Below are 24984 nucleotides of genomic sequence, written 5' to 3' on the forward strand. Positions count from 1 at the left end.
TTCATATAAGTCTTTTTTATTTTTCAGCTATTTATTATTAGCCCATATCTTTAACCTGAATCACCCTAATTTTCCTATCTCCTCGATTCGCCTTTCTGACATTTTTATTTGCTTGCCTTATCAATGTATTTTTAGCCGCAATGTGAATAATCAAAGAATCGATACAGATAATCCAAAACTATTAATCAGGATTAAAACGCATGCCAGCATATAAAGCCCCGTTACGTGACATTCGCTTCCTTATGAATGAAGTGCTTGATTACCCTGCACATTACCAGACACTATCAAATGGTGAATATGCCGATGCTGATACCGTGGACATGATTCTGGAAGGTGCAGCAGATTTCTGTGAAAACGTACTTTCTCCATTGAATCAAAGTGGTGATCTGGAAGGCTGTCATTTTGAAAATGGTGAAGTCACTACGCCTAAAGGCTTCAAGGAAGCATACGAACAGTTCGTACAAGGCGGCTGGCAAGGTCTTTCTTATCCTGAAGAATTTGGCGGTCAAAACCTTCCACAATCTTTGAATCTGGTTAAGTCTGAAATGATGGGCACTGCAAACTGGTCATTCCAAATGTATCCAGGTTTAAGTGTCGGCTGTATCAATACCATTATGCAGTTTGGTTCAGATGAACAAAAAAATCTATACCTGCCTCACCTGGTAGCAGGTACATGGTCTGGCACCATGTGTTTGACTGAGCCGCAATGTGGTACCGACCTGGGGCAGGTAAAAACCAAAGCTGAGCCAAATGCAGATGGCACGTATGCCATTTCAGGTACCAAGATCTTCATCTCGGCGGGTGAACATGATCTGACTGAAAATATCATTCATATTGTACTTGCACGCCTGCCAGATGCACCTGCGGGCACTAAAGGTATTTCCCTGTTCATCGTACCGAAATTTATTCCGGCAGCTGATGGCGGCATTGGTGAACGCAATCCTGTCACTTGTGGTTCGATTGAACACAAAATGGGAATCCGTGCATCTGCAACAGCTGTACTGAACTTTGACAATGCGGTTGGTTACCTGATTGGTGAAAAGAATAAAGGTCTGCATGCAATGTTTACCTTTATGAATACGGCACGTATCGGTACTGCAATTCAGGGTATCTGCCATGCAGAACTGTCTTTCCAAGGTGCTCTGCCTTATGCCAAAGAACGTATGTCGATGCGTGCCCTTTCTGGCAAGAAAGATCCAGAAAAAGTAGCTGATGCCATCATTCACCATGCTGATGTTCGCCGTATGTTATTGACACAAAAAGCAATTGCTGAAGGCGGTCGTGCAATGATTTATCATGCAGCACAAATTGCAGACAAAATGAATGATGCTCTGGTTCGTGGCGATACAGCAGCTTTCGAGGCGCATGATGATCACTTAGGTTTCTATACCCCTATTCTGAAAGGTTTCCTGACTGAACTGGGCTATGAAGCAGCCAATCACGGTATGCAAGTCTTTGGCGGTCATGGCTATATCAAAGAATGGGGCATGGAACAGATCGTACGTGACTCGCGTATCTCTACTCTTTATGAAGGTACAACAGGTGTACAGGCACTAGATCTGATTGGCCGTAAAGTGCTGTTAACTTCTAAAGGCAAAGTGATTCGTGATTACACGGCAGAAATCCTGAAATTCTGTGGTCAGCATGCACGTAACAAATACATGCGTCTTTTTGCTTGGGACTTAACCAAACTTTGCGCACAATGGAATGCCTTGACGGTTCGTATCATGCTGGCTGCACGTAAGGACCGTGATATTGTTTCTTCTGCATCTGTAGATTTCCTGATGTTCTCAGGCTATGTGATGATGGCATACTTCTGGGCACAACAGGCTGCGGTAGCTTCCGCAAAACTGGCTGAGGGCAACGGTACTGAAGTTCCTGAGTTCTATAAGGCAAAAATCAAGACAGCTGATTTCTACTTTGAGCGCATGTTGCCGCGTACTCAAGGTCATGCTGAAGCCATGGTCAACCCATCTAAAACGATGACTTCACTGGCATCTGAGCACTTCAGTTTCGATTACTAAGTTTTCACTGACTTTGAAAGTCAAATAACAAAAAGAGAGCCACGGCGCTCTTTTTGTTAAAGCATATTAAGTCCTTGATTTTTTAATTCTGTATAATTTTTCTACAATTTTATTTTGAGTGATATCAACTGCATAAAAAATAATAGTGATATACAGCTTGAATATCTCTGAATTCAGGGTATGATGGTTGCAACTAGAAAAATTCTTGTTTTGGTTAGTCTTCTTTAAGTATCGCAGTTTTAGTCATAAACCTCCGTTTTTATAGATCAAAAGCTCCATCCAGTCTATTTTTCCAAGTTACATCTTAGTCATCCCATAGATTGACTATAAATCAATAAAACTCAATAGGTTATATTATGTCTAATACAGTTACTGGTACAGTAAAGTGGTTCAACGAAACTAAAGGTTTTGGCTTCATTCAACAAGACAACGGTCCAGACGTTTTCGCTCACTTCAGCGAAATCCAAGGTTCAGGTTTCAAAACTTTAGCTGAAGGCCAAAAGGTTTCTTTCAGCGTTGCTCAAGGTCAAAAAGGCCCTACAGCGACTAACATCACTGCAATCTAATCGTTGCTAAGATGAAAAAAAGCACTCATTAGAGTGCTTTTTTTGTGCCACACATAAATAGATACTTATCTTAGGTCCATTAATTAAGGTCTTACTTTTCTTTAATCCCTAGTCTTTCAATTCAAAATACTCTGTCTAATTTCTTCATCTGATTACAGTCATGTAAAAAATTACACTAAGTCATAATCATCACAACAGCCCATATTACAAAATATCGCCTAAGCCTCGTTAATATGAATGACTTGAAGGAAAAGTCGAAATAGAAGAAAAGCCCTAGGTAATCCATCGGGCTTTTTTATTTTTAAAAAATCAAAATGATATCAAAGGTTAATCTATTGCTTACTCTAACTTGAAACTGATATCGGCACTGTGATTATCTAAAAATACATGCTGCCGATGCCAAGCTAAAAAGTTTTGATCGGGCTGATAGCTCTTTGGCACCTGTAATCTCTGCCCCTCATACTGTTTTAAATAAATATATAAAGACTGGTCGTGTAGTGCTTTATTCGCAATACAAACTTTAAACTTTTCATCAATAGCAATAAAACCAGTATCAAAAGCTTTATCTAACAGAGAAGACAAGCAAATTCCATTCCGTGGGTTAGTTCGTTGCGCATAATTTTCTGACCAAGGAATGATATGGGAAGCTACTAGAAAATCTTTGGTTTTGATCCCTGAAATTGCACATTGATATTGATAATTGAGCTTTACTTTTAAAGCAAATTCTCTTTGTTCAACGCCTCGGATTTTGACATGGGCACGCTTATCTTCAACAAAATAATGAGCAACTTCTTGCTCTACACGAGTTTGGGATGCATTGAATTCATAAGTATTACCTTGCACCCCAATATTCAGCAATCGCCAAAAATCATCAGCATGGATTTCATTCATACCATATTGCTGGAAAAAATATTCCCAAGTTGGGCCACGGGTCTTAAAGCTCCACTAAAAATTTTCCAAATCGGATTGCAGGATGGGATTTTCAAAAGCAATGCCTTGTTCAATAGTGGCATAGACTGGCTTTTGACGAACTTTATCGGGCCCAGATTCATTCGGAACTTCAATCATCTGACCAATGCGGCCAGCACCGTAAATATAGAATTGGTTTTTTATTTCTGAAGCTTTTTGTGGTCGACGATAGAGAAAGAAATCACCTGGACGAACTTTATTAAATTTTGCCTTGTCCCAATGATATTCCTCAAAATCCAAGTCACCATACACCAAATGATCACTTTTACTATCAAAAATAAAAAAGCGTGCATCGCCTAATTCTACTTTGTAGAAATCTAATAAAGGACTCACCCGCCCCTCGCAATATTGTTATGTTATTCAAATGACTTAATATTTGAATAATCACAAAATTATTGAGAAATTAATAGAGACGAATGGAATTAAACTTTATTAAATAGAAATCCACAGGCTTATAAAAACTCTTCCAGTACTGAATTTAAGAACACATGCCCCTGCTCGGTACAAGCCAGACGTTCTGGATCTTCAACCATGAGTTTACGTTGACGCAGTGAAGTCAATAATGCATTCAGACCATTCAGACTGAGGCCAGTACGCTCTGCATACAACTTCGCTGCTACACCGTTATTTAAACGCAAGGCATTCATCATAAATTCAAACGGCATATCTTCAGCTTCAATCCGTTTAAACTGCAAATGTTCTGCTGGCACCTTCGCTAAATAGTCTTTTGGCAAACGGGTTTTCTGGAAACGATAGATCCCATCAGCTTGAGTCACTTTTCCATGCGCCCCTGCCCCAATCGACAAATAATCGCCAAACTGCCAGTAATTCAGGTTATGTGCTGACGGTAACTCTTTACGCCAAGCCGAGACTTCATAATTAATAAAGCCCTGAGCTTTTAAATAAGCCTCACCCTGTTCCTGAATATCTTCCAAGACATCATCCACAGGTAAAATAGGCTGCGTACGGAAAAATACCGTATTTGGTTCAATAGTGAGCTGATACCAGGAAATATGAGTCGCTCCATTTTCCACAGCTAATTTCAAGTCATTTAAAGCCTGTTCTAAAGTCTGTTCTGGTAATCCATGCATCAGATCAATATTAATGCGCTCAAAACCTGCCTCTTTCGCATGCGCAATTGCCGAGATCGCATCTTCATTGCTATGAATACGCCCCAGCTTTTTCAAATGCTCAGTATTAAAGCTTTGTACACCGATCGAAAGACGGTTAATACCCGCTGCCAGATAACCGGCAAATGGATCATGCTCTACTGTGCCCGGATTGGCTTCCAAGGTGATTTCACAACCTTCTTCAAAAGGAAGCAGTGCTTTTAATTGACTAAATAACCACTGATAACCTTGAGCAGAAATCAGGGATGGTGTACCCCCACCAATAAATACACTATGAATCTGACGTCCCTGAGCAAAGTCAAGCTGGGTCTTAAAGTCTTCAACCAAGGCATGCAAATATTCCTGCTCGAGATCCAGAGACAGTTTGCCATCTGGTACCGCATGCGAATTAAAATCACAATATGGACATTTACGCATACACCATGGCATATGAATATACAGGGACAAGGGAATAGCGGCAGGATTTAAATCAGTCAAGGACAGTGCTCAGAACATCAGATGAATTTTGTTGTATTTTAGCATGACAAAAGTACCCTGCTTATGAATTCTCATCCGCTTTACAGTAGACTCAGTTTAACTTAACAAAAACAAGACCCTGAGAATGAAAATATCTTCCGAGATCCTGCTGTTTATCCCTTTGGCAATGGCAATTGGTATTGGCTTAAGTTTTCAGACCGGTATCAATACCCAGCTACGGGAATATTTATATTCTCCCTTACAAGCTGCCCTTTTCTCCTTTCTGATTGGTACAATATTGCTTGCTGTGTTGGTATTTTTTCAACAGGTGGATAAACCGAGCCTCAGTACATTTACGCAATTGCCCTGGTATTTATGGCTGGGCGGTGTCATCGGTGTCTATGCAATTAGCATGAGCATCTATAGTGCACCTAAGCTTGGGCTACTGACTTTGTCTGCATTGGTGATTTTTGGACAGCTGGTCTCTTCCATGATCATTGATCATTTTGGCTGGTTCGACAGTGAAAAAATACAACTCAACTGGCAACGTCTTCTGGGTGGCGTGGTGATTTTTATTGGTGTGCTTCTCACTTTACAACGCTAAACCTTCTATCTAAGCACATGATGAAAGATGAGTATTTTTTGTGTCGAATGTTTCGTCAGCCACAACCCTAAGCTTTGAATTAAAACGACTGTTCACCTTAATGTTGCCCATTTTGATCACCCAGTTTTCCCAAGCTGGTCTTGGTCTGATTGATACCATTATGGCGGGGCATCTGTCTGCAACTGATCTGGCAGCCATTGCGGTCGGAGTCGGGTTATGGATTCCGGTGATGTTATTATTTAGTGGCATCATGATTGCTACTACTCCTTTAGTGGCTGAAGCTTACGGTGCTCGCACTCCCGAGAAAATTTCAACGATTGCCCGTCAATCCCTTTGGGTGGCTTTAGTACTCGGAGTAATCGCAGGGCTAGTTTTGCAGATTTTACCTCTAACCCTACCTTTGCTGGGTGTGCCGGAAAGCTTGCAGCCTAAGGCTGGCCTGTTCCTGCATGCCATTGGTTTTGGTATGCCAGCCGTGACTATGTATGCAGCACTGCGTGGCTATTCCGAGGCAATCGGTTATCCACGCCCAGTCACTGTAATCAGTCTATTGGCCCTGCTGGCATTAATACCACTCAACTTTATTTTTATGTATGGTTTCGGTTCAATTCCTGCATTGGGCAGTGCTGGTTGTGGTTTTGCTACAGCGATTCTGCAATGGCTGATGCTGATTACGCTCGCGATTTATATTCTAAAAAATAAGTCTTATCAGGCAACCCAACCTTTTACTCACTGGGAAAAAATTAATACTTACTGGCTCAAACGTATTCTCAAGCTAGGCTTACCGATTGGCTTGGCAATTTTCTTTGAAGTGAGCATTTTCAGTACGGCAGCGATTGTCCTGAGTCCGCTGGGTGAAACTATCGTCGCGGCACATCAAATTGCGATCTCGATTACATCGCAGCTATTTATGATTCCGATGTCTTTGGCGATTGCTTTGACGATCCGTGTTGGAACCTATTATGGCGAGAAAAACTGGGTCGCGATGCGTCAGGTGCAATGGCTGGGTTTAGTCACTGCTACGGTGCTTGCCGTATTGACCATGCTGCTGCTGTGGTTCTTTAAGCATGAAATTGTGGCGCTGTATACCTCGGAAATGCAGGTCTCCCAGATCGCAGTGTATCTGGTGCTATTTGCAATTGCCTATCAGCTGATGGATGCCTGGCAGATCAGTGCGGCAGGTTGCTTACGTGGTATGCAAGATACCAAAGGCCCGATGTGGATCACCATGATTGCCTATTGGGTGATTGCATTCCCGGTCGGTGTCTATCTGTCCAGATTTACAGATATGAGTGCGGCCGGTGTCTGGGTGGGGCTGATTGTTGGTCTGAGTGTGGCCTGTGTGTTACTACTCATGCGTCTCTATGGCAACAATAAACGTTTAATTCAGCAAGCTTAAAAAGAATTAAAAGGGATGATTTTTCAATCCTATATTCAATTAGCTCGCAAGCGACATGGATGTCGCCGTTGATCAGTCATCTTGCGCCATGCTTTAAAGCAGTGCTTAAAGCGTGCTCAGGATAGAGCATCAGATTAATAAAGGGGTTTTATTACTTTTGCCGCTGTGAAAGTAAAAACTACCTACACAATGAGATAAAAATGCGAATGAAACATTGAGGGCATGATCATTCAAAACTCTAGTTTGTTTCTAAAGCTGCTTTTAAACCCTGTGGAATCTCAGACTCATCTGCTACTTCTTTAATGACGACCTGGCCTACAATCACTTCTGTCCCATTAAAAGTCATGGTTGGTGAACCATACAGTTCATAGCCTTCATTTAATGCCTTGGTGACACGGGCACAAAAATGCACATCATCCTTACCGGTAAAATAACGATAAACTTTCATGGAATAATCTTAGCTTAAATCATGCTGACTATTCTAATCTCATCAATGCATAAAAACTCAGAATTAATGGTTAACCCAATCACTCTAAATAATGAATCAAAGCGGTATTGGCACAGTTTTTGGAAGATTATTGAAGAAATTGTGAAGTATGAGATTGGGCTAGCAACACAACCTCTACAATTAGTTATAGGCATTTACGCCTTTGTCGCCTATGATCAAAGACAGCATTAAAAAGATGATTTTGAGGAATTCCGCATGGCAAAAACGGCTAGCACACCCGGTCGTCGCTTTATGAAACTTGCCGGTATGACAGCAAGTATCGCCAGCAAAACATTATCAAATTCTATTAAAAATTTAACTGCCGACGAAGAGCAGAAAAATGCAGCGCGCAGCAAACTTTTTCAGGATATTGGTGTACAGATTGCCGACACTCTTGGGGAAATGAAAGGCGCGGTGATGAAAGTCGGTCAGATCGCTTCTCAATATAAAGATATTTTTCCGCCTGAAGTCGCACGTGCCATTTCCAAGTTGCAACGTCAGGCGCCAGCCATGCCGTTTAATGTGATTAAAGCACAGGTTGAAAAAGAGCTTGGCAAACCGCTGGAGCAGATTTTCCAGGATTTTGAACCTAAACCTTTTGCAGCTGCCTCGATTGGTCAGGTGCATAAAGCCACCTTGCCGAATGGTCAGCAAGTCGTGGTGAAAGTGCAATATCCGGGTGTGGAGGAAGCTTGTGAAAGCGACCTAAAACAGGTCCGTCTGGCGTTACGTCTGATGGGTGTATTGAAAATTGACCGTAAACTGCAAGATCAGCTGTTTAAGGAAATTCAGCACAGTCTGGACGATGAGCTGAACTATGAAATCGAAGCACAAAATTTAGAGGTTGCTCGTGCTTTCCACGAAACACTGGATAGCAAAATTGTGATTCCACAAGTCTATCCGGATTATTCGTCACGGCATATTCTGACTTTAAGTCTGGAACATGGTGAAAGTATTGAAACTGCCAGTACCTGGCCGGTAGAAATCCGTAATGATCTGGGCCGTCGCCTGTTCCGTGCCATTGGCCAGGAAATTTTCTATCTGCGTCGTTTCCATTGTGACCCGCATCCGGGTAACTTCGCCTTCCGTGAAGATGGCACAGTGATTATTTACGATTTCGGTGGTGTAAAAACTTTATCTACTGAAGTGATTGGTCATTTTAGAGAGTTAGTACATGCAGCTCGGGAACAGAATATTCCGATGATCGAGCAACAGCTAGACTCGCTTAAGTCACTTACAGAACTTGGAAAATTCCCTCAGGAACTGTATGAACAGTGGCTGGAAGTACTGTTACGCCCACTAAATGGCTATTATGATTTTGAGGAAAACTCGGCGCACCATGACGGGGTAGAGCTGATCAAGCCATCCTTGAAATATTGGGACGTATTTAAACCTTCTCCAGATACGTTGATGGTAAACCGGACCATTTCAGGACAATACTGGAACCTGATTCATTTGAAAGTTAAAGATGATCTCAGTGATGTATTTGAGGAGCTGGTGCCGAAACGTGCCTAAGCTTTAACAAGAGTTACACCAGGATACACATCGTTACCGGGCTTATATTGAAAACAATATTGTTATATTATAACATAACATTAAATCTAATCATTGTTGTTCAAGCAAGGTAAAAATATGCGTCCAGATATCCATCCAGAGTATCGTGAAGTACTATTTCATGACACCAATGCCGATGTTTATTTCGTTATTGGCAGCACCATGAATTCAAGCCAGACCCGTGAATACGAGGGCAAAACTTACCCTTATGTCACTCTCGATATTTCAAGTGCGTCTCATCCCTTCTATACTGGTGAACAGCGTCAAACCAGTAATGAAGGCCGCGTAGCAAGCTTCAATAAACGTTTTGCACGCTTTAAACGCAGCTAAACCTTAATGTCTCATTTCTAGATCCTCTATTGTCAGGAAATCTCCCTAGTTTCCTGACTTTTTTATGCCTGCGCTAAAGCCAGCTGAGTCAGATAGAAACCAATTCCCAGCAGCAGTACACCGACAATCACACTGGATACGACATAGCTGACAGCAATTGTTAGCGCTCCCTGTTTAAGCAGCTGAAAAGTTTCCAGACCAAAACTGGAAAAAGTAGTAAAACCACCCAAGATCCCCACCATAAATAACAGCCGTGCTTCATTCTGTAGAAAGCTGTATTTCTGGCTAAAGGCAAAGAAGATCCCCGCACATAAACAACCGATAATATTAATCCACCAGGTCGGCCAAGGAAATAACATCTGCGGCTTGAAAATCAGCATGCCTGTTGCATAACGCAGTGTCGCCCCGATTGCGCCGCCCATTGCCACTAAAAGCCAGTTCATGTCCTCTCCGTTATCCTTCAATCCTGAATACGTCATCAGCCCTTATATTGAGCGAGAATAATGAATAACATCATGCACCTAAAATTGCACAATGAACATGGATCTTTGCCAAAAAATTGGTATATTCGACACCATTCATATTTATTTAAGTTCTAGAGGGAAACCCCATGGCTCAGGAATTACTGGCTCAATTGGCTGCTGGCGAAGCAAAATTTGCTGATGTAATTGCATTCATTGATGCACGCTATCAGCACACACCAACAGCTTTTAAAAATGGCCAACAAGCCAATGCCGCTACTGAAAACCAGGGCAGTGCAAAAGTATTCTCTTTTGCTAAATTAAATGGTCTGGATCAGGCGCAAACCTTAAGTCTGTTTGCTGAACACTATGCCGCAGTACTGGCAACGCCTGAAGCGACCGACCACCAGAATATTCGCCAGTTCATGCTCAATGGCTGGGATGGCATTCAGTTTGAAGGCGAAGCGCTAGCTGCTAAATAAATACTCAATCAAGCTATAAAAAAACCGCTCCTTTGAGCGGTTTTTTTCTAAGATAGATTATTAATGAATGGCTACAAATAGCTACGTTGTACCTTTTCAATCCATTGAATTGAATTGACACGAAATACTTCACATGCACCATCACCTGTATCGGTCGGGGTCAATGATGAGGTCCACACCAGATCTTTATCTCGCACTTCAACCAGCTCGCCTTTCAAGCGGACCAGATCACCACGTTTGACCTGTTTAATGGCTTTGGCAATCTGCGGATTGGCAGGAATGATATGCATATTGGATACCATCTGCATGGCCTGTGCTTTAGGCACTGGAATACGGTCCATTTTCCAGTTCAGATAGCGGTCATACTGGTTTACCGTGATATGCCGGGCAATTTCCGGTTCAGCAAATAGTCCCCAACTTACTGCATAATCAATTGGAGAAAACTTGGCCTGCGGATCATTATTATAAATTTTTGAACCCAAGATCCGGAAATCACCTTTAAACGGCTGCAATACCGAAATTGACTGGCCTTTTGCCACGGGTGGCAAGCCTTTGGCAATATTATGTTCTACGGATGCCTGTGACAGCACCGGTAGCATCAGACCCAGACACAGGGCAATATGCTTCATGCTTTTCAACCTCATCTTGCTTTTATCCCAACAATCTCAGTTCATCTGTTTACCAAATATATTAGCGCGAACTTATGAAGGAAATAGTTGAAATTGGTAACAATGTGCTATGAATGAGTCGTACTAAAAATTATATTTACCGCGGAATTTTCGGTTAAGCTAAGCGCAATCCAGCAATAAATTGAACTTAAAATCATGCTGTATAAACTTTATCAAAAACATATTTTCCCGCACCTGCTAAATCAGGTCATGCAAACCGCATCACTCATGGATCTGCGCCGCGAACTGTTACTTGGGGTTTCTGGTGAAGTTCTGGAAATCGGTTTCGGTACCGGGCTGAATCTGCCCTTCTATCAAGGTATATATACTGTCTATGCCTTAGAGCCTAATCTCGAAATTTTTAAATTAGGTCAAGAGCGGATTCAGGCAGCGCCTTTTGTGGTTGAGCACATTCTTGCCAGTGCTGAAGGATTACCTTTTGATCGTGATCAGCTGGAAAATGTAGTTTCAACCTGGACTCTCTGCAGTATTCCTGATCTGCATCAAAGCCTGAAGGAGATTTACCGGGTACTGATGCCAGGTGGAACTTTGCATGTAGTAGAACATGTACTGAATCGGCAGAATCTGAACGTGCAGCGTTTACAGCATTTATTGACCCCGATTCAGAAGAAAGTCGGGGATGGCTGCCATCTTGATCGGGATATTGAAACTGCTTTACTTGAAGCTGGTTTTGAACTGGATAAAGTAAAATATGTCGATGCCGCTGGTATTCCAAGTATTGGACAGCGTATGTTGCTGGCTCGGGCACGCAAACCTGTTTCAGGCATTAAATAAAATCAATTCACCTGAATAGCATGCACTTTAAGCAACTGACATTGGGCGCGATGTTTCGACCCGATCCCTGCCTGAAAAGCCTGACCTGTAGTACCCGACTGTACAGTGACAATGTCACCCTGAAGATGAACCTGCTCTCCTGATTTCAGACGGCGAATCTGATTGGCAATATTTTCATTGGCGGCAATCAGGCTAAAATGCTGTACATGGGTTTTAATGGCTTCTTGCTGCGCTGTAGTGACCGCACCTTCAATCTGGAAGCAGCGTTTTGGCTGATCGAGCTGCAGTCTGGCCTGCATAGTGGGCAAAGGCTGAGTCGCCAGCAAGACATCAATATTGCTGACATAGGCCAGATCATTAAAACTGCCCACAAAGGGACTGGCCTGATGCAAAACCCGACGGTTTGGTTTGATGAACGATTTATCCAGCACTGTATACGTTGCTGAAACAGGCTGCACCGCTTCTACCTTAAAATTCTTAAGGACGCCGCTTTCTTCCAGATGAGGGATGGCGCGAAAATACTCTGACCAGACCCAGATCCCAAATGCGAATAGTGCTGCGGTGATCAGTAATTTATCCATATGATCTTTTCCTAATCCTCGAATTCTTCAAAATCGATACGGATGGTTTCAAAGCGTACCCGTCCTTCCTGAATTGCCCGGGCAATTGCCTGTTGCCCTTTGCTCAGCCGTGCGCCACCACTCTTGATATCGATCAGCACCACTTCAATATCTTCAGCCAGACCATCACCATCACGGAAGTCGGTATAACCATCGAAAACCACATAATCTACGGGATCACCCAAGAACTTTGCATCACTGGGTAAGTATTGAAATTCAGGCATAATCGGTGCCAACTGTTCGGCCATTTTCCCCTTGAGTACAGCACGGCTGGTATTCACACTACGCTTCTGGGCCGCGGTCAGGGCCTGCTGATGTTCTAGTTCCAGCTCGGCAATGTAGTGTTCATATTCTGCCTTGATGCGGCCATTACGGCTTTGCCCCAGAATGAGTGTGGTCAGCACAATCCCGATACACGCTCCTATTAACATTGCCATCCATATGGACATTCAATCTTCCTTAATTTTCACTTAAGTTATGGTTAGATTCGACTGAAGTCGAGGTTTTCCGCCATCTGCCGATCAAAAAAGAATGATATGCTAGCAATGTACATAAATAAATCACCCCGACTCATGAAAACAATTTTAGTTGCAAATCAGAAAGGTGGTTGTGGCAAGACAATGACTGCCATCAGCCTAGCATCAGCACTGGCCCAAAAAGGTTACAAGGTTGCGCTGGCTGATGCCGATAATCAGAAATCTGCACTGCAATGGCTAAAACATCGCCCTGAAAATGCTGCACCGATTCAGAGTCTGGACTGGCGTAGTACCAAATCTATTGGTGATGCGCCCAAGAAAATCGAATACCTGATCATTGATGCGCCAGGCGCTTTAAATGGTGAGCATGCGGAACAACTGGTCAGTGAAGCACATGCCATTATTATTCCCTTACAGCCTTCATTTTTTGATATCGATTCGACTCGTCGTTTTCTGAAACATCTTCAGGAGATCAAGCGGATTCGTAAAGGTAAAGTGCAGATCCTGCTTCTGGCAAATCGTAACAGGCCGAATGCAGCATCGAATCAGGAAATTCAGCAGTTCTTTGACCGGATTGAACAGCAGCCAGTGGCATGGATTTCTGAACGTGCACCGTATGGACGTCTGGCAATGGAAGGTCTGTCGATTTTCGATAAACCACAAAAAATGTACCGGGAAATGCAGGCACAATGGCAACCTGTATTAAATGCCATTATCGATGATCCAGCCCAATGGTTCTAAACTCGCAGCGTACGATATCTTTTTTTTGATAAAAGAATCCGTATAACTTTGTCAGTGTACATTTGCGCCCGGCTTTTTTTCAGTTAATATGCCTGACAGACCTAAGGAATGAGTCATTGAATTCAGTGCAACAATACGCGCCTACATTACAAAAAGTTTTATTGTTTGGATTATTTTTTATCCTGCTTTATTTGAGTTTTAATGTACTCAAATACTTTATTGTACCTGTAGTTTGGGCAGCCATTATTGCCTATATGACTTGGCCTCTGTATCAATCTATCAAACGCTCTGTCGGTTCAAGACCGAACCTGAGTGCGATTATCATGATGATTATGGTGACGCTGGTGGTCGGTATTCCACTGACATTTGCCATCTTCCTGCTGCAACATGAAGGTCGTAGCCTGTATTACGAATTACAGAAACAGGTCTTTTCTGGTCATCTCAATGTTCCAGACTTTATTCGTAATCTGCCCCTCGTAGGTAAGGAAATTTCCCGTACCTTACGTGATATCAATAACGACCCGAACAGCATTGTTCAGAATATTTCCATCTGGATTCAGGGGCACCTGAACTACGGTAAAGTGGTATTTAATGAAATCAGCAAAAACCTGATTAAGTTAGGTTTTGCGATGCTGTCTTTGTTCTTTTTCTACCGTGATGGCGAAATCATTCTGAAACAGGTCAGCAAAGCCTTAGAAAAAGTGATTGGCCCACGTGTGCATCATTATCTGGATACCATTTCTGATACCACGCGTGCCGTGGTCTATGGTGTCGGACTGACTGCAATTGCACAGGCCCTCCTTGCGGGTGTGAGTTACTTTGTCGCAGGTGTGCCAAACCCGATGGTTCTGACCATTATTACCTTTATTTTTGCCCTGATTCCATTTGGCCCACCTATGGCATATGGTGCAGTATCCCTCTGGCTATTTTCACAAGGTCAAACCATCGAAGCGATTGGCGTGATGGCATGGGGCGTCTGTATCGTCAGCACGGCCGATAACGTGATTCGTCCATTGGTCATTTCCGGCGCAACCCAGATTCCATTCCTGCTGATCATGTTTGGTGTACTTGGTGGTATTGCCAGCTTCGGTCTGATTGGGGTATTTATCGGTCCAGTGATTCTAGCTGTATTACTGGCGATCTGGCGTGAATGGCTGCATGAAAATGGCCAGAATGAACCGCTGATGATGCCGAAAGCCACGCTGGCCTATGATCTGGAAGAAGAAAAGAAAGATCCACCAACATCGTCACTTTAAGTGGTGTTGGCAGCGCTTATATCGCATTACAAAGCTAAAACATTTAAGTGCTTAATCCATATAGAATTGTCATAAATTCTCTGTTTCAATGAGGACACAAAATCAAAATAAGTATGGGATGCCATATCATGTCTGCATTGTTTAAGTCATCAATGTTCAAGTTATCTGCGCTGGGTATCATCAGTGCGGCCCTGTTCACTGGTTGTGCAACCTCTTCGACTCAACCAAGTATCGACAATATGAAAGCGGTTACGGTAAATGCTGTATCTCCACAAGTTGTGGGTCAGTCGATTGGTATGGTTTACCTGGCTGATAGTCCAGCGGGTCTGGTGATTCGTACCAATTTAAGCAACTTACCTGCGGGTGAACGTGGTTTCCATATCCATGAAAATGGTTCATGTGCTCCTGCTGAAAAAGACGGTAAAGTCGGCGCTGCAATTGCTGCGGGCGGTCACCTGAATACCAATCAGGCACCGAATCACGGTACGCCAATGAGTGGTCACCTCGGTGACTTGCCAGCGCTGAAAGTAGCTGCTGATGGTACTGCGAAAGTGACTGTGGTTGCACCACGCTTAAAGCTGGCTGATGTTCAAGGCCGTGCCATCATGGTTCATGCCGGTGGTGATAACTACTCTGATTCACCTAAACCACTTGGCGGTGGCGGTGACCGTATTGCCTGTGGCGTGATCTAATTCATTGACTACAGCAAAGCACCTTCCCGGAGGTGCTTTTTTATATCTTATAAATCATACAGATCATTTTACCAATATAAAAATATAGCTAAAACCAACTATACAACTCTGAATTATTTATTTTAAATACAATTACTTATAATTATAAAGCCTATTTATTCTGCTCTTTATATCGACTACACTCGTAGAGTTTCCAAATATTCTGACTTGCTTATGAACATCAAAACCCTACGCCTTGTTGGTCTGATTGAAGGTATTTCTTTCCTGCTGTTGTTATTTATTGCTATGCCAGTGAAGTACATGATGGACAATCCTGTTTTGGTGAAATATATCGGCATGGGGCATGGCGTGTTATTTATTCTTTTTCTGGTAGTACTGTTTGCGGTATGTGAAAAACAGAAATGGTCACTCAGTATGTTTATTATGGGCCTGATCGCTTCAATTCTGCCATTTGGGCCATTTATCTTTGATATGAAATTGAAGAAGCTAGAACAGCCAGCTAAAGCTTAATTTTGGGATTGCAATCATTATCAAATGGTAATGGACATTCCCACTCCTTTTAGGAGATGAGCAGCACTGCAGCGCAAGGGTGAGGTTATTTTATTAATATTACCCTCTCTCTAACTCTCTCGCAGAGGGAGAGAGAACATTCAATACATTTTATCAAAGGGATATAAAGTAAATACCTTCATTTATATGAAAATTTAAAAAGGAGGAGCTTAAAACTCCCCTCTTTCCTTTCTTTCTGCCATCAGTGTTTTTAAACATGCTCTTGGAATGCCAAACCACAGTGTAATCAGCACAGCACAAGAAATACTATAACCCCAAATAGCATAGGCTTCATAAATCACCCGAACCAGCTCAATCACAACGAAGAAGCTCAGCATCATCAGTACAGATAATGCAGCCGCTACGGTGCCCTTAGACACTTCAGAAGACATCAAAGCAAAACGGTAAATAACCGAAAAACTCAAGCCTTCACCGAAACTGATTAGAGTCATGCCAAGAATCAAGCAGTGTACAAAATAGTCTGGAATAAACAGCCCCGCGACGATGACCAATGTTCCAATAAACATCAGCGGAACGGCACGCATGACAGTGTGACCTAAGGGCATTTTGTCGATGATTTTCAGCAAGACCAGATTACCTGCAATCAGGCCGCCCAAAACTGGAATCTGGGCCAAACCATACTGCATACTGGTCAGGCCCAAATGCTCGACCAGCATGACTGGGGATAATGCAATCCACAGCATTAACGGCATGCAAATGGTAGGCAATGACATGGTTAATGTCACAAAGCGCTTATTCTTCAGTACTTCTTTGAAGTCATCCCAGATATAACTCAGCGGCTGTTTAACCCGACTGATTTGAGGGTCAGGCATTTTGGCTTTAAGACCAAACCAGCTCAAAAAAGCCAAGAAGGCAATCCCGATAAAGCCCCAATGCCAGGATACATGCTCAATCATAAAGGCACCGAGCACAGGCCCCAACAATGGTGCGAGCAAAGACACATTTGCCATGAGTGCCATGACTTTAATGGCATCACGTTCTTCAAAGGTCTCCTGAATTGCAGCATAGCCTACTGCACCAATCACGGACAGGCCAAAGCCTTGTAAAAAGCGCAGTGCAATAAAGCTTTCAATATTCGGAGCAAACAGAATTGTCAGACAAGTTATAACAAAGAAAGCGACACCACCGAGTAATACAGTTTTACGACCGAGTCGATCAGATAAGGGTCCAAGCACAGCCGCAATAAATGCCCCACCCAATAAATAAAAAGACATGGACGACGGCGCCCAGGTACTGCTCACACCAAATTCTTTGGTAATGGCGAGCATGGCGGGTTGTACCAGGTCATTGCCGATATAGACGGAGAACTCAAACAGTACCAGCGCCAATGGGAACATAATGGTGGCATGGGTGAGTTTTGTCGTTTGAATATTTTGCATGGAAGAGTTAAGGCTCATTTACTCTTTTTAGAATTTTAAAAGAGCTGAATTTAAAAAATTGAGCGAAGTGTAGCAGAGTTTATTGTTTAAAGCTTTTTGGGTTAAGTCTATCTAAATATAACTATTTAATAACTTCTATAAGTTGCGTATTTATAAATTTAAAATAAATTAAGCCATTTTTTTAAAAAAGAAAAAAGCGCATCAATTAGATACGCTTTTAACCAAATTTTGTTTAAAGAGCAAACAATATTATGGACACGGCTCTTGCTGGAATTTTTTCTTATCACTTCCCCGCAAGCATTGATAAGCTTTCTGGGTATTGACCAGCTCCCACTGACGACCATCTAACTTAAAGTGATAAATGGTTTGAATGGCTTTTACCGAATCATCTTTCAGCCCGGTTTCTGTCACTTTCACCTGACCTGCAGTAGGTGACTCTACATTATTAAAGAATTGACGTAGTTCCACTGTTGCAATGTTCTCACGCAGTTCAGGGCGCAATTTTAAAACCTGCTCTATTGGGGTATCTGGTGACTGTAATTTAAAAATTGTATCCTGCGTCGTTGCACAACCACCTGTTACAGCCACACCCAAAGTCAAAGTTGCCAATAAAATTATTCGTAGCATGGTCTTGTTTCCATTGTTGTCTTTATTATCAAAAACTATGATGCCGGGCTTTCTTTTTGCCGACTATTGAGACAATGTAAGTACGATTACACAACAATAAAAAAAGCGCACCTTTCGATGCGCTTTTGTAAATTTGACCAGATTAAAGATCGAATAATTTACCCGGGTTCATGATGCCTTTCGGATCGAACACTTTTTTCAGGGCTTTCATATATTCGATTTCTTCAGCTGAACGTGAATATTCAAGATATGGCTTTTTGGTCATACCTACACCATGTTCCGCAGAAATTGAACCGTCATATTTTTTCACGGTATCAAACACATACTTGTTTACGACTTGGCATTTGGCAAAGAATTCATCTTTAGACAAATCCGCAGGTTTTAAGATGTTTAGGTGTAAATTACCGTCACCGATATGACCGAACCAGCAGATCTCAAAGTCAGGATAGTTCTCAGAAACAATCGCATCAATTTCCTTAATAAATGCAGGAACGTGCGTGATCAGAACTGAAATGTCATTTTTGTATGGAATAAATGGCGCGATAGATTCAGAAATATCTTCGCGTAAACGCCACAAGCTTTCCACCTGATCCAGGCTCTGGCTCATCACACCGTCCAGCACCCAACCCTGTTCCATACAGTGTTCAAAGATTTCCATCGCCTTGTCCATAATCGGCTCAAATGGCGCTTCAAACTCAAGCAATACATAGAATGGGCATTCAGTTTCAAATGGGCGCTGTACATGTCCATTGGCCAGGACTTTTTGCATTGCCAGTTCACCAAAGAACTCGAACGCTGTTAAATCAATTTTTGCCTGGAAAGCGTGGAGCACTGGCATCACTGCTTCAAAGTCAGGCACACCCAGTACCATCACTTGCAGATCTTGTGGTTGACGCTCAAGCTTGATTTCCGCTTCAGTCACCAGACCCAGCGTACCTTCACCACCGATGAATAAGTGTTGTAGCGCATAACCGGTCGCGTTCTTGATCATGCCTTTGTTCAAGCGCAGGATATCCCCTTTACCTGTCACGACAGTCAGGCCAAGTACCCAGTTACGGGTCATGCCATATTTGATCACTTTAATGCCGCCAGCATTGGTCCCGATGTTACCGCCAATTTGCGATGAACCCGCAGACGCAAAATCTACCGGGTAGTACATCCCCTGTTCTTCAGCATAGTTTTGCAACTGTTCAGTCACGACACCTGCCTGCACGCGTACCATACGGTCTGCCGGGAAGAATTCCAGAATCTGGTTCATCTTGTCCATGCTGACTACGATCTCGCCATTGGCTGCAACTGCACCTGCAGAAAGGCCGGTACGACCACCCGATGGAGTCACGGCAACGTTAAATTGGTTCGCCAATTTTACGATGTCTTGAACCTGCTCAGTGGTTGATGGGAAAACGATGACTGACGGGTTTGGATCAAAGTGCTTAGTATGATCGCGACCCCAATTCTGGAGGCTGTCCGTATCGATTTTAATACGGTTTTCACCCACAATTGCAGTCAATTGGGTCAATAACTCAGGGGTTAAAGCGACTGGAGCATTCATCGTTTGCAGACCTAGCATGAAGTAAACAAGAGAGAGGTCGTCTGTTCATTTGCATATTTTTCAGGCATCAAGGCCTGTATGAAATTCAGACGATACATGACCATTAAAGCATCAAAACGGGCTGCTTTAAAAGCATGGCGCAATATTATAAGCTATTTTTAGGCGATTCCCTGAAAAAATGACAATTTAGCTAATATACCTTTGAAAATGATAGTTTAATTCAACCAGAATCATCATTTCCACCAATATCACTTGCAAAAATACCTGATATTCACGTCATGAAGGAAATGTAAATCGGGTACTTTCCTATGCTATTATACTGCGACTAAATTTGGCCTTTGTAGCGGAGCCGTAATGAGCCAACATCTATCTCTACCTAAAGATAAAATCCGTTTTCTATTGCTAGAAGGCGTTCACCAGAACGCAATCGACACATTGAATGCAGCTGGATATACCAACATCGACTATCGCAAAACAGCGCTTGAGGGTGAAGCACTGAAAGAAGCGATCAAAGATGCGCACTTTATTGGTATCCGTTCCCGTACTCAGCTCACTGAAGAAGTGTTTGAAGCTGCGAACAAACTGATCGCGGTAGGATGTTTCTGTATCGGTACCAACCAGGTAAATCTGGATGCAGCAATGCGTCGTGGTATTCCGGTATTCAACGCACCATATTCAAATACTCGTTCGGTTGCTGAACTTGTACTTGCTGAAGCAATTCTTCTTCTTCGCCGTGTACCTGAAAAATCGACAGATACACATGCAGGCGGCTGGAACAAATCTGCTGTAGGTTCATTCGAAACGCGTGGTAAGACTTTAGGTATCGTAGGTTACGGTTCAATCGGCTCACAACTTTCTGTGCTTGCTGAAAGCATGGGTATGAAAGTCATCTACTTCGATACAGTGACTAAATTACCTTTAGGTAATGCACGTCAGGTCGGTTCATTAGGTGAACTTTTGGCAAATGCTGACGTGGTATCTCTACACGTGCCAGATGTTCCGTCTACACGTAACTTCATGACCAAAGACCAGTTCGCGCAAATGAAAGAAGGTTCTATCTTCATTAACGCGGCACGTGGTACCTGTGTTGTGATCGAAGACCTGGCGGATGCACTGAAATCAGGTCACCTTGCAGGTGCCGCGGTTGACGTATTCCCGAAAGAGCCGAAAGCGAACGGTGAAGAATTCGTTTCTCCACTGCGTAACATTCCAAACGTGATTCTGACTCCACACGTGGGCGGTTCTACTATGGAAGCTCAGGCGAATATTGGTCTGGAAGTTGCCGAAAAATTCGTGGCTTATTCTGACAAAGGTATGACACTTTCTGCGGTGAACTTCCCAGAAATTGCGCTTCCATTGACTGAAGGCAAACACCGTCTGCTTCACATCCACAAAAACATCCCGGGTGTTCTGTCTAAGATTAACAATCTGTTTGCTGAACACGGCATCAACATCTCTGGTCAGTCTTTAATGACCAAAGGTGATGTCGGTTACCTCGTGATGGATGTAGATGCGACTGCATCTAAAGAAGCACTTGATACGCTACACGAAGTTGAAGGCACGATTCGCGTACGCGTATTGTTCTAATTCAACTACTGAAAAAACCGCAGGCTTCGGTCTGCGGTTTTTTTTATTTTTTAGGGATTTATTTTCCCTGAGTACAGTCCGCTCCTGTGCGCAGTATTCGATTACTTCGAAGCCAAATTTAATCATGCCAGATTTTAAAATTGCACCGATGGTGCAAGCGCCACTGATTTTGCTGATCGCCATGATCAGCATGCAAAGCAGTGGCTCCTTTGCCAAATATCTGTTTGGCCAGTTTCCAATTCTGACGGTTTCCGCAATGCGCCTATTCTTAGGTGCAGCCGTGTTGGCGTTGATTTTTAAGATCTGGCAAATCAATTTCCGTCAGGTGAAATGGTCAGCGATTATCAGTTATGGCTTAGCTCTGGCTGGCATGAATATGCTGTTCTATCTGGCGATTGATCGCCTGCCACTCGGTATTGCAGTTTCTTTTGAATTTATTGGGCCACTCAGTGTGGCGCTATTTCATGCCCGGCAGAAATTTGATTTTATCTGGGTCGGGCTGGCAATTCTGGGACTGGTGCTGCTGTTTCCCTTTGATCAGGCCGCACAGCCACTTGATCCGATTGGTATTCTATTTGCCTTGAGTGCAGGTGCCTGCTGGGCACTGTATATCGTCGCGGGACAGAAGCCTTCCGGGGTTTCCGGCAACCATACCGTGTGCTTAGGCATGTTTGTCGGTATGCTGGTACTGATGCCAATTGCACTCTTTGCAGGAATGCCAGCTCATACTTTTGAACCAATCAGCCTGATGTACTTTTTAGCTCTGGCAATATTGGCCAGTGCACTGCCCTTTACCCTGGAAATGATTGCACTTAGAAATTTAACCGCTTTGAGTTTTGGAACCTTGATGAGTCTGGAACCTGCAATTGCAGCATTTTCCGGTTTTATCTTTTTGGGTGAAACTTTATTATGGACCGAATGGCTGGCATTAGGCACAATCATTAGCGCTTCAATTAGCTGTACGGTGACCATGCAAAAGCGCAAAAATAAAAATATTTAAATCATTGATCATTTTCTACTGTAGGAATTTTTAAATTCAAAGTTTTGCGCAGTGATTTTTACACTTTGAATTTAAAATTTTCTGGTCATTTATGGAGCTTAAAAATTTAAATTCATTTGCTTTAAATTTAAGGCAACTGTTCACAAAATATTCTCTCCGCCTACTCATCAAAAATTAACCAGTTTGCTATAATCTGCCTTTCTCCCTGACCTGAATTCTGTGCCTGCCTGGCATATCAAACTCCCATGCCAAACGCCCAACTCCTTGCTGTGTTGTACATGGTTTTATCCATGACTTCATACCAGATCAGTGCATCCTTTGCGAAGCAATTATTTACTGTACTGGACCCGCTGACAGTAACCATTTTGCGTCTATGTTTTGCCGCCATTATTGTCTGTGTGATGTTCCGTTCCTGGAAAATTATCTCGCGACTGCCCTATCTCAAATGGAAAGATTTACTCTGCTACAGCGCGGCACTTGGCCTGATGAATATCCTGTTTTATATGTCACTGGGCAGACTGCCTCAAGGGATTGCAGTCGGCCTGGAATTTGTAGGACCGCTAGGGCTGGCACTGTTATCGATTAAAAATCGCAGTGATTATATCTGGGTAATTCTGGCAATTTTAGGAATCGCATTGATGGTGCCATGGGGACAAGCTGCCAATCATCAGTTTGACCTGCTGGGTGCTGCCTGTGCATTAGGTGCTGGTCTATGCTGGGCCTTCTATATTTTCTTTGGTCAGCGTGTGGTACAGCAGAATATGGGTATGCATGCCCTGACCATTGCCATCAGTATTTCTGCGCTATGTTTACTTCCATTCGGACTATATCACAATGCTGCAGCAGTCCTCGATACCCAGCATTGGGGCAAAGCCATTACCATTGCAATTCTGGCAACAGCAATTCCCTATGCACTGGATCTGAAAGCACTTAAACAGCTGAACAAGATGAGCTATGGCACCCTGTCCAGCCTTTCTCCTGCGCTGGCAGCCTTAACCGGTTTTATCCTGCTTGGTGAACGTACCGGCGTATTACAATGGATTGCTTTGGCCTGTATTATGCTGGCTTCCGTCGGGGTCACATTGCGTGCTGCACGTCAGGCCAGAAAGGCAAAAACAGCTTAAATATCTCTTAAAAAAGATGGCTGAACAGCCATCTTTTTTTGCAATACAGTTTTTGAATTTAAAACTTAACTTTGTACCAGCATGTCTTTTTTCATGTCTTTATAACGCTGATATTCATTCTTGTACTGCACAGCTAAAGCGGTCTTTTGCTCTTCTCCAAGAATTTTACCTGCCTGCTGAAAGAAGCCATGTTCTTCTTCTTTTAAGTGATGATGAACCTTTTCTGAAAGTCTTTTGGCAATCGCAATCCAGCCCGGATTACTAAATTCGGTTGCAGTCAGCTCTTCAATCATCTCATCCATTTCATGATGTTCTGCCAAGGCATGACGGGTAATATTCAATCCCGAATCAGTCATCATCAATGGAATATAGAAATAGCGGTCTTCTGCAGTTTCATGGGCAAAGAGTTCGTTTTTAAGCTGCTTGAACAACTCACGGCGTTCTGCCGTATCCCCGGAAGTTTGTAATAGTTTTTCAGCGAGATCACGCTGAATTTCATGACTTTCCCTGAGTGCTTCAAAAATGGTGGTCATGTAATTTTTCTCCTGTTTTTGTCATGCCTTTTTGCATCATAAAGAGGAAATGGCAAGGGTTCAGGAGGTTTTATAAGTAGAAATTGTATAAAAAACTTTAATATCGAGAATGGTTTACATCTATTTTTAAATCAAAAACATCTGATAAGCCATCCGGCAGATCAGCAAACTGACCAATATGAGAAACAGAATCCGGATAAAACCACTGCCATATTTAAAGGCCAGTTTCACCCCAACAATCGAGCCTGCAATATTCGCCACCGCCATCATGGCACCGATCATAAACAGCACATGACCTGTTGGAATAAAGAAACTCAGTGCAGCCAGATTCGTAGTGAAATTGGCAATTTTCGAAAGTGCTGACGCATGTAAAAAATCCACGCTCAGATAACGGATAAAGAAAAATATAAAGAAACTGCCCGTGCCCGGACCAAAAATTCCGTCATAAAACCCGATCATCAAGCTACCAATGGCAGCGAACATCAGCATTTTCCGTGTCAATTTTTGCTCGACATGTACCCGGCCGAACTGTTTTTTCATGAAAGTATAGACCGCGATCACGATCAGCATGACCAGCACAAAAGGCTTGAGAATATCGACCGGAATTAGCGTGACGCTGGCCGCGCCAGCAAAAGAACTGATATAGCTACACAAGGCAACCACGCCGAGCAAAGCCCACGGCAATTTCACCTGTCGCAAATAGGAAAGTGCCGCGGAGGCTGTGCCGAAAATGGAAGCCAGCTTATTGGTACCGAACACGGTCGCTGGCTGCAGATACGGTAGGCTGCTCATAATCGCTGGAATCTGGATTAGACCACCACCACCGACGGCGGCATCAATTGCCCCTGCCATAAAGGCAAAGCCAATCAGACTGATGATGATCTCGATGTCCATATCAACTT

The 24984-nt window shown here is 43.0% G+C and carries 28 protein-coding genes; 15 read left to right on the forward strand and 13 right to left on the reverse strand.

The window, feature by feature from the left end:
• The first annotated feature begins 200 nt into the window (after positions 1–200).
• Positions 201–2024 carry an acyl-CoA dehydrogenase C-terminal domain-containing protein gene (locus tag HADU_RS01825; RefSeq protein WP_008303040.1) on the forward strand — a complete coding sequence of 608 codons (1824 nt, stop codon included), beginning with the start codon at positions 201–203 and terminating at the stop codon, positions 2022–2024.
• A gap of 356 nt (positions 2025–2380) precedes the next feature.
• Entirely contained in the window at positions 2381–2590 is a 210-nt protein-coding gene (locus HADU_RS01830; protein ID WP_004786992.1) for a cold-shock protein, read from the forward strand.
• 339 nt (positions 2591–2929) lie between these two features.
• Here the strand turns inward: HADU_RS01830 and HADU_RS15760 are convergent, their stop codons facing one another.
• The 3 genes from HADU_RS15760 to hemW form a co-directional block, all read right to left on the reverse strand.
• Complete coding sequence (locus HADU_RS15760; protein ID WP_004809877.1) at positions 2930–3481, reverse strand: HNH endonuclease; 552 nt, start codon at positions 3479–3481, stop codon at positions 2930–2932.
• 54 nt (positions 3482–3535) lie between these two features.
• Positions 3536–3892 carry a hypothetical protein gene (locus tag HADU_RS15765; RefSeq protein ID WP_004809879.1) on the reverse strand — a complete coding sequence of 119 codons (357 nt, stop codon included), beginning with the start codon at positions 3890–3892 and terminating at the stop codon, positions 3536–3538.
• Between the two features lie 119 nt (positions 3893–4011).
• Positions 4012–5166, reverse strand: a complete 1155-nt coding sequence (gene hemW / locus HADU_RS01840) for a radical SAM family heme chaperone HemW (RefSeq protein ID WP_008303044.1) — start codon at positions 5164–5166, stop codon at positions 4012–4014.
• A 124-nt stretch (positions 5167–5290) separates the two neighbouring features.
• On the opposite strand from hemW, the gene HADU_RS01845 reads away from it, so the two are divergent.
• Complete coding sequence (locus HADU_RS01845) at positions 5291–5749, forward strand: DMT family transporter (protein WP_004809881.1); 459 nt, start codon at positions 5291–5293, stop codon at positions 5747–5749.
• A 40-nt stretch (positions 5750–5789) separates the two neighbouring features.
• Positions 5790–7148: an MATE family efflux transporter gene (locus HADU_RS01850; RefSeq protein WP_005223401.1), complete on the forward strand. Its 1359-nt coding sequence runs from the start codon at positions 5790–5792 to the stop codon at positions 7146–7148.
• A gap of 238 nt (positions 7149–7386) precedes the next feature.
• Here HADU_RS01850 and HADU_RS01855 read toward each other — a convergent pair whose 3' ends face one another.
• Entirely contained in the window at positions 7387–7596 is a 210-nt protein-coding gene (locus HADU_RS01855) for a DUF1737 domain-containing protein (protein ID WP_005223403.1), read from the reverse strand.
• Positions 7597–7851: 255 nt separating this feature from the next.
• On the opposite strand from HADU_RS01855, the gene HADU_RS01865 reads away from it, so the two are divergent.
• The gene (locus HADU_RS01865) at positions 7852–9150 is read left to right on the forward strand and encodes an ABC1 kinase family protein (RefSeq protein ID WP_004809887.1); all 1299 of its coding nucleotides are present in this window, start codon (positions 7852–7854) and stop codon (positions 9148–9150) included.
• A gap of 117 nt (positions 9151–9267) precedes the next feature.
• Entirely contained in the window at positions 9268–9519 is a 252-nt protein-coding gene (locus tag HADU_RS01870; protein WP_004809889.1) for a type B 50S ribosomal protein L31, read from the forward strand.
• A gap of 62 nt (positions 9520–9581) precedes the next feature.
• On the opposite strand, the gene crcB is transcribed toward HADU_RS01870, so the two are convergent.
• Entirely contained in the window at positions 9582–9962 is a 381-nt protein-coding gene (gene crcB / locus HADU_RS01875) for a fluoride efflux transporter CrcB (protein ID WP_008303056.1), read from the reverse strand.
• 167 nt (positions 9963–10129) lie between these two features.
• On the opposite strand from crcB, the gene HADU_RS01880 reads away from it, so the two are divergent.
• Positions 10130–10462, forward strand: a complete 333-nt coding sequence (locus HADU_RS01880; protein ID WP_004896192.1) for a HopJ type III effector protein — start codon at positions 10130–10132, stop codon at positions 10460–10462.
• A 71-nt stretch (positions 10463–10533) separates the two neighbouring features.
• Here the strand turns inward: HADU_RS01880 and HADU_RS01885 are convergent, their stop codons facing one another.
• On the reverse strand, positions 10534–11091 hold the full coding sequence (locus tag HADU_RS01885) for a hypothetical protein (RefSeq protein ID WP_008303059.1): 558 nt from the start codon (positions 11089–11091) through the stop codon (positions 10534–10536).
• A gap of 195 nt (positions 11092–11286) precedes the next feature.
• Between HADU_RS01885 and HADU_RS01890 the strand changes: the two genes are divergently transcribed.
• Entirely contained in the window at positions 11287–11925 is a 639-nt protein-coding gene (locus tag HADU_RS01890; RefSeq protein WP_008303061.1) for a class I SAM-dependent methyltransferase, read from the forward strand.
• Positions 11926–11927: 2 nt separating this feature from the next.
• Here HADU_RS01890 and HADU_RS01895 read toward each other — a convergent pair whose 3' ends face one another.
• Positions 11928–12506 (reverse strand): hypothetical protein, encoded by a 579-nt coding sequence (locus HADU_RS01895; protein ID WP_008303063.1) that lies wholly within the window; start codon positions 12504–12506, stop codon positions 11928–11930.
• 11 nt (positions 12507–12517) lie between these two features.
• Positions 12518–12994 (reverse strand): Holliday junction resolvase-like protein, encoded by a 477-nt coding sequence (locus tag HADU_RS01900; RefSeq protein WP_034592066.1) that lies wholly within the window; start codon positions 12992–12994, stop codon positions 12518–12520.
• A gap of 123 nt (positions 12995–13117) precedes the next feature.
• On the opposite strand from HADU_RS01900, the gene HADU_RS01905 reads away from it, so the two are divergent.
• The 4 genes from HADU_RS01905 (at position 13118) to HADU_RS01920 (ending at position 16220) form a co-directional block, all read left to right on the forward strand.
• Positions 13118–13762 (forward strand): ParA family protein, encoded by a 645-nt coding sequence (locus HADU_RS01905; protein WP_004809903.1) that lies wholly within the window; start codon positions 13118–13120, stop codon positions 13760–13762.
• A gap of 116 nt (positions 13763–13878) precedes the next feature.
• On the forward strand, positions 13879–15018 hold the full coding sequence (locus HADU_RS01910) for an AI-2E family transporter (protein ID WP_004896196.1): 1140 nt from the start codon (positions 13879–13881) through the stop codon (positions 15016–15018).
• A 128-nt stretch (positions 15019–15146) separates the two neighbouring features.
• Positions 15147–15710 (forward strand): superoxide dismutase family protein, encoded by a 564-nt coding sequence (gene sodC, locus HADU_RS01915; protein WP_008303070.1) that lies wholly within the window; start codon positions 15147–15149, stop codon positions 15708–15710.
• Positions 15711–15923: 213 nt separating this feature from the next.
• Positions 15924–16220 (forward strand): DUF3817 domain-containing protein, encoded by a 297-nt coding sequence (locus tag HADU_RS01920; protein ID WP_008303072.1) that lies wholly within the window; start codon positions 15924–15926, stop codon positions 16218–16220.
• 209 nt (positions 16221–16429) lie between these two features.
• Here HADU_RS01920 and HADU_RS01925 read toward each other — a convergent pair whose 3' ends face one another.
• From HADU_RS01925 to HADU_RS01935, 3 genes are all read right to left on the reverse strand, one after another.
• Entirely contained in the window at positions 16430–17659 is a 1230-nt protein-coding gene (locus HADU_RS01925; protein ID WP_008303074.1) for an MFS transporter, read from the reverse strand.
• Positions 17660–17908: 249 nt separating this feature from the next.
• On the reverse strand, positions 17909–18286 hold the full coding sequence (locus HADU_RS01930) for a hypothetical protein (protein WP_008303076.1): 378 nt from the start codon (positions 18284–18286) through the stop codon (positions 17909–17911).
• Between the two features lie 142 nt (positions 18287–18428).
• Entirely contained in the window at positions 18429–19838 is a 1410-nt protein-coding gene (locus HADU_RS01935; protein WP_004809916.1) for an FAD-binding oxidoreductase, read from the reverse strand.
• Positions 19839–20192: 354 nt separating this feature from the next.
• On the opposite strand from HADU_RS01935, the gene serA reads away from it, so the two are divergent.
• The 3 genes from serA to HADU_RS01950 all read left to right on the forward strand — a co-directional run bounded on the left by serA (position 20193) and on the right by HADU_RS01950 (position 23549).
• Complete coding sequence (serA, locus tag HADU_RS01940) at positions 20193–21425, forward strand: phosphoglycerate dehydrogenase (protein WP_004809918.1); 1233 nt, start codon at positions 20193–20195, stop codon at positions 21423–21425.
• A 124-nt stretch (positions 21426–21549) separates the two neighbouring features.
• On the forward strand, positions 21550–22425 hold the full coding sequence (locus tag HADU_RS01945; RefSeq protein WP_004896205.1) for an EamA family transporter: 876 nt from the start codon (positions 21550–21552) through the stop codon (positions 22423–22425).
• Between the two features lie 245 nt (positions 22426–22670).
• Positions 22671–23549 carry an EamA family transporter gene (locus tag HADU_RS01950; RefSeq protein WP_004896206.1) on the forward strand — a complete coding sequence of 293 codons (879 nt, stop codon included), beginning with the start codon at positions 22671–22673 and terminating at the stop codon, positions 23547–23549.
• A gap of 65 nt (positions 23550–23614) precedes the next feature.
• On the opposite strand, the gene HADU_RS01955 is transcribed toward HADU_RS01950, so the two are convergent.
• On the reverse strand, positions 23615–24082 hold the full coding sequence (locus tag HADU_RS01955) for a hemerythrin domain-containing protein (protein WP_004809925.1): 468 nt from the start codon (positions 24080–24082) through the stop codon (positions 23615–23617).
• Between the two features lie 126 nt (positions 24083–24208).
• Positions 24209–24976, reverse strand: a complete 768-nt coding sequence (locus HADU_RS01960) for a sulfite exporter TauE/SafE family protein (protein ID WP_004896209.1) — start codon at positions 24974–24976, stop codon at positions 24209–24211.
• Positions 24977–24984: the final 8 nt, after the last annotated feature.

The organism is Acinetobacter sp. HA, from assembly GCF_000264725.1.
In the GTDB taxonomy this organism is placed as follows: domain Bacteria; phylum Pseudomonadota; class Gammaproteobacteria; order Pseudomonadales; family Moraxellaceae; genus Acinetobacter; species Acinetobacter schindleri.

Coding starts and splice junctions, on each gene's coding strand:
- HADU_RS01825 (WP_008303040.1), top strand. CDS start 201: ATGCCAGCATATAAAGCCCCGTTACGTGACATTCGCTTCCTTATGAAT.
- HADU_RS01830 (WP_004786992.1), top strand. CDS start 2,381: ATGTCTAATACAGTTACTGGTACAGTAAAGTGGTTCAACGAAACTAAA.
- HADU_RS15760 (WP_004809877.1), bottom strand. CDS start 3,481: ATGAATGAAATCCATGCTGATGATTTTTGGCGATTGCTGAATATTGGG.
- HADU_RS01845 (WP_004809881.1), top strand. CDS start 5,291: ATGAAAATATCTTCCGAGATCCTGCTGTTTATCCCTTTGGCAATGGCA.
- HADU_RS01855 (WP_005223403.1), bottom strand. CDS start 7,596: ATGAAAGTTTATCGTTATTTTACCGGTAAGGATGATGTGCATTTTTGT.
- HADU_RS01865 (WP_004809887.1), top strand. CDS start 7,852: ATGGCAAAAACGGCTAGCACACCCGGTCGTCGCTTTATGAAACTTGCC.
- HADU_RS01870 (WP_004809889.1), top strand. CDS start 9,268: ATGCGTCCAGATATCCATCCAGAGTATCGTGAAGTACTATTTCATGAC.
- crcB (WP_008303056.1), bottom strand. CDS start 9,962: ATGAACTGGCTTTTAGTGGCAATGGGCGGCGCAATCGGGGCGACACTG.
- HADU_RS01880 (WP_004896192.1), top strand. CDS start 10,130: ATGGCTCAGGAATTACTGGCTCAATTGGCTGCTGGCGAAGCAAAATTT.
- HADU_RS01885 (WP_008303059.1), bottom strand. CDS start 11,091: ATGAAGCATATTGCCCTGTGTCTGGGTCTGATGCTACCGGTGCTGTCA.
- HADU_RS01890 (WP_008303061.1), top strand. CDS start 11,287: ATGCTGTATAAACTTTATCAAAAACATATTTTCCCGCACCTGCTAAAT.
- HADU_RS01895 (WP_008303063.1), bottom strand. CDS start 12,506: ATGGATAAATTACTGATCACCGCAGCACTATTCGCATTTGGGATCTGG.
- HADU_RS01900 (WP_034592066.1), bottom strand. CDS start 12,994: ATGTCCATATGGATGGCAATGTTAATAGGAGCGTGTATCGGGATTGTG.
- HADU_RS01905 (WP_004809903.1), top strand. CDS start 13,118: ATGAAAACAATTTTAGTTGCAAATCAGAAAGGTGGTTGTGGCAAGACA.
- sodC (WP_008303070.1), top strand. CDS start 15,147: ATGTCTGCATTGTTTAAGTCATCAATGTTCAAGTTATCTGCGCTGGGT.
- HADU_RS01920 (WP_008303072.1), top strand. CDS start 15,924: ATGAACATCAAAACCCTACGCCTTGTTGGTCTGATTGAAGGTATTTCT.
- HADU_RS01925 (WP_008303074.1), bottom strand. CDS start 17,659: ATGCAAAATATTCAAACGACAAAACTCACCCATGCCACCATTATGTTC.
- HADU_RS01930 (WP_008303076.1), bottom strand. CDS start 18,286: ATGCTACGAATAATTTTATTGGCAACTTTGACTTTGGGTGTGGCTGTA.
- HADU_RS01935 (WP_004809916.1), bottom strand. CDS start 19,838: ATGAATGCTCCAGTCGCTTTAACCCCTGAGTTATTGACCCAATTGACT.
- serA (WP_004809918.1), top strand. CDS start 20,193: ATGAGCCAACATCTATCTCTACCTAAAGATAAAATCCGTTTTCTATTG.
- HADU_RS01945 (WP_004896205.1), top strand. CDS start 21,550: ATGCCAGATTTTAAAATTGCACCGATGGTGCAAGCGCCACTGATTTTG.
- HADU_RS01950 (WP_004896206.1), top strand. CDS start 22,671: ATGCCAAACGCCCAACTCCTTGCTGTGTTGTACATGGTTTTATCCATG.
- HADU_RS01955 (WP_004809925.1), bottom strand. CDS start 24,082: ATGACCACCATTTTTGAAGCACTCAGGGAAAGTCATGAAATTCAGCGT.
- HADU_RS01960 (WP_004896209.1), bottom strand. CDS start 24,976: ATGGACATCGAGATCATCATCAGTCTGATTGGCTTTGCCTTTATGGCA.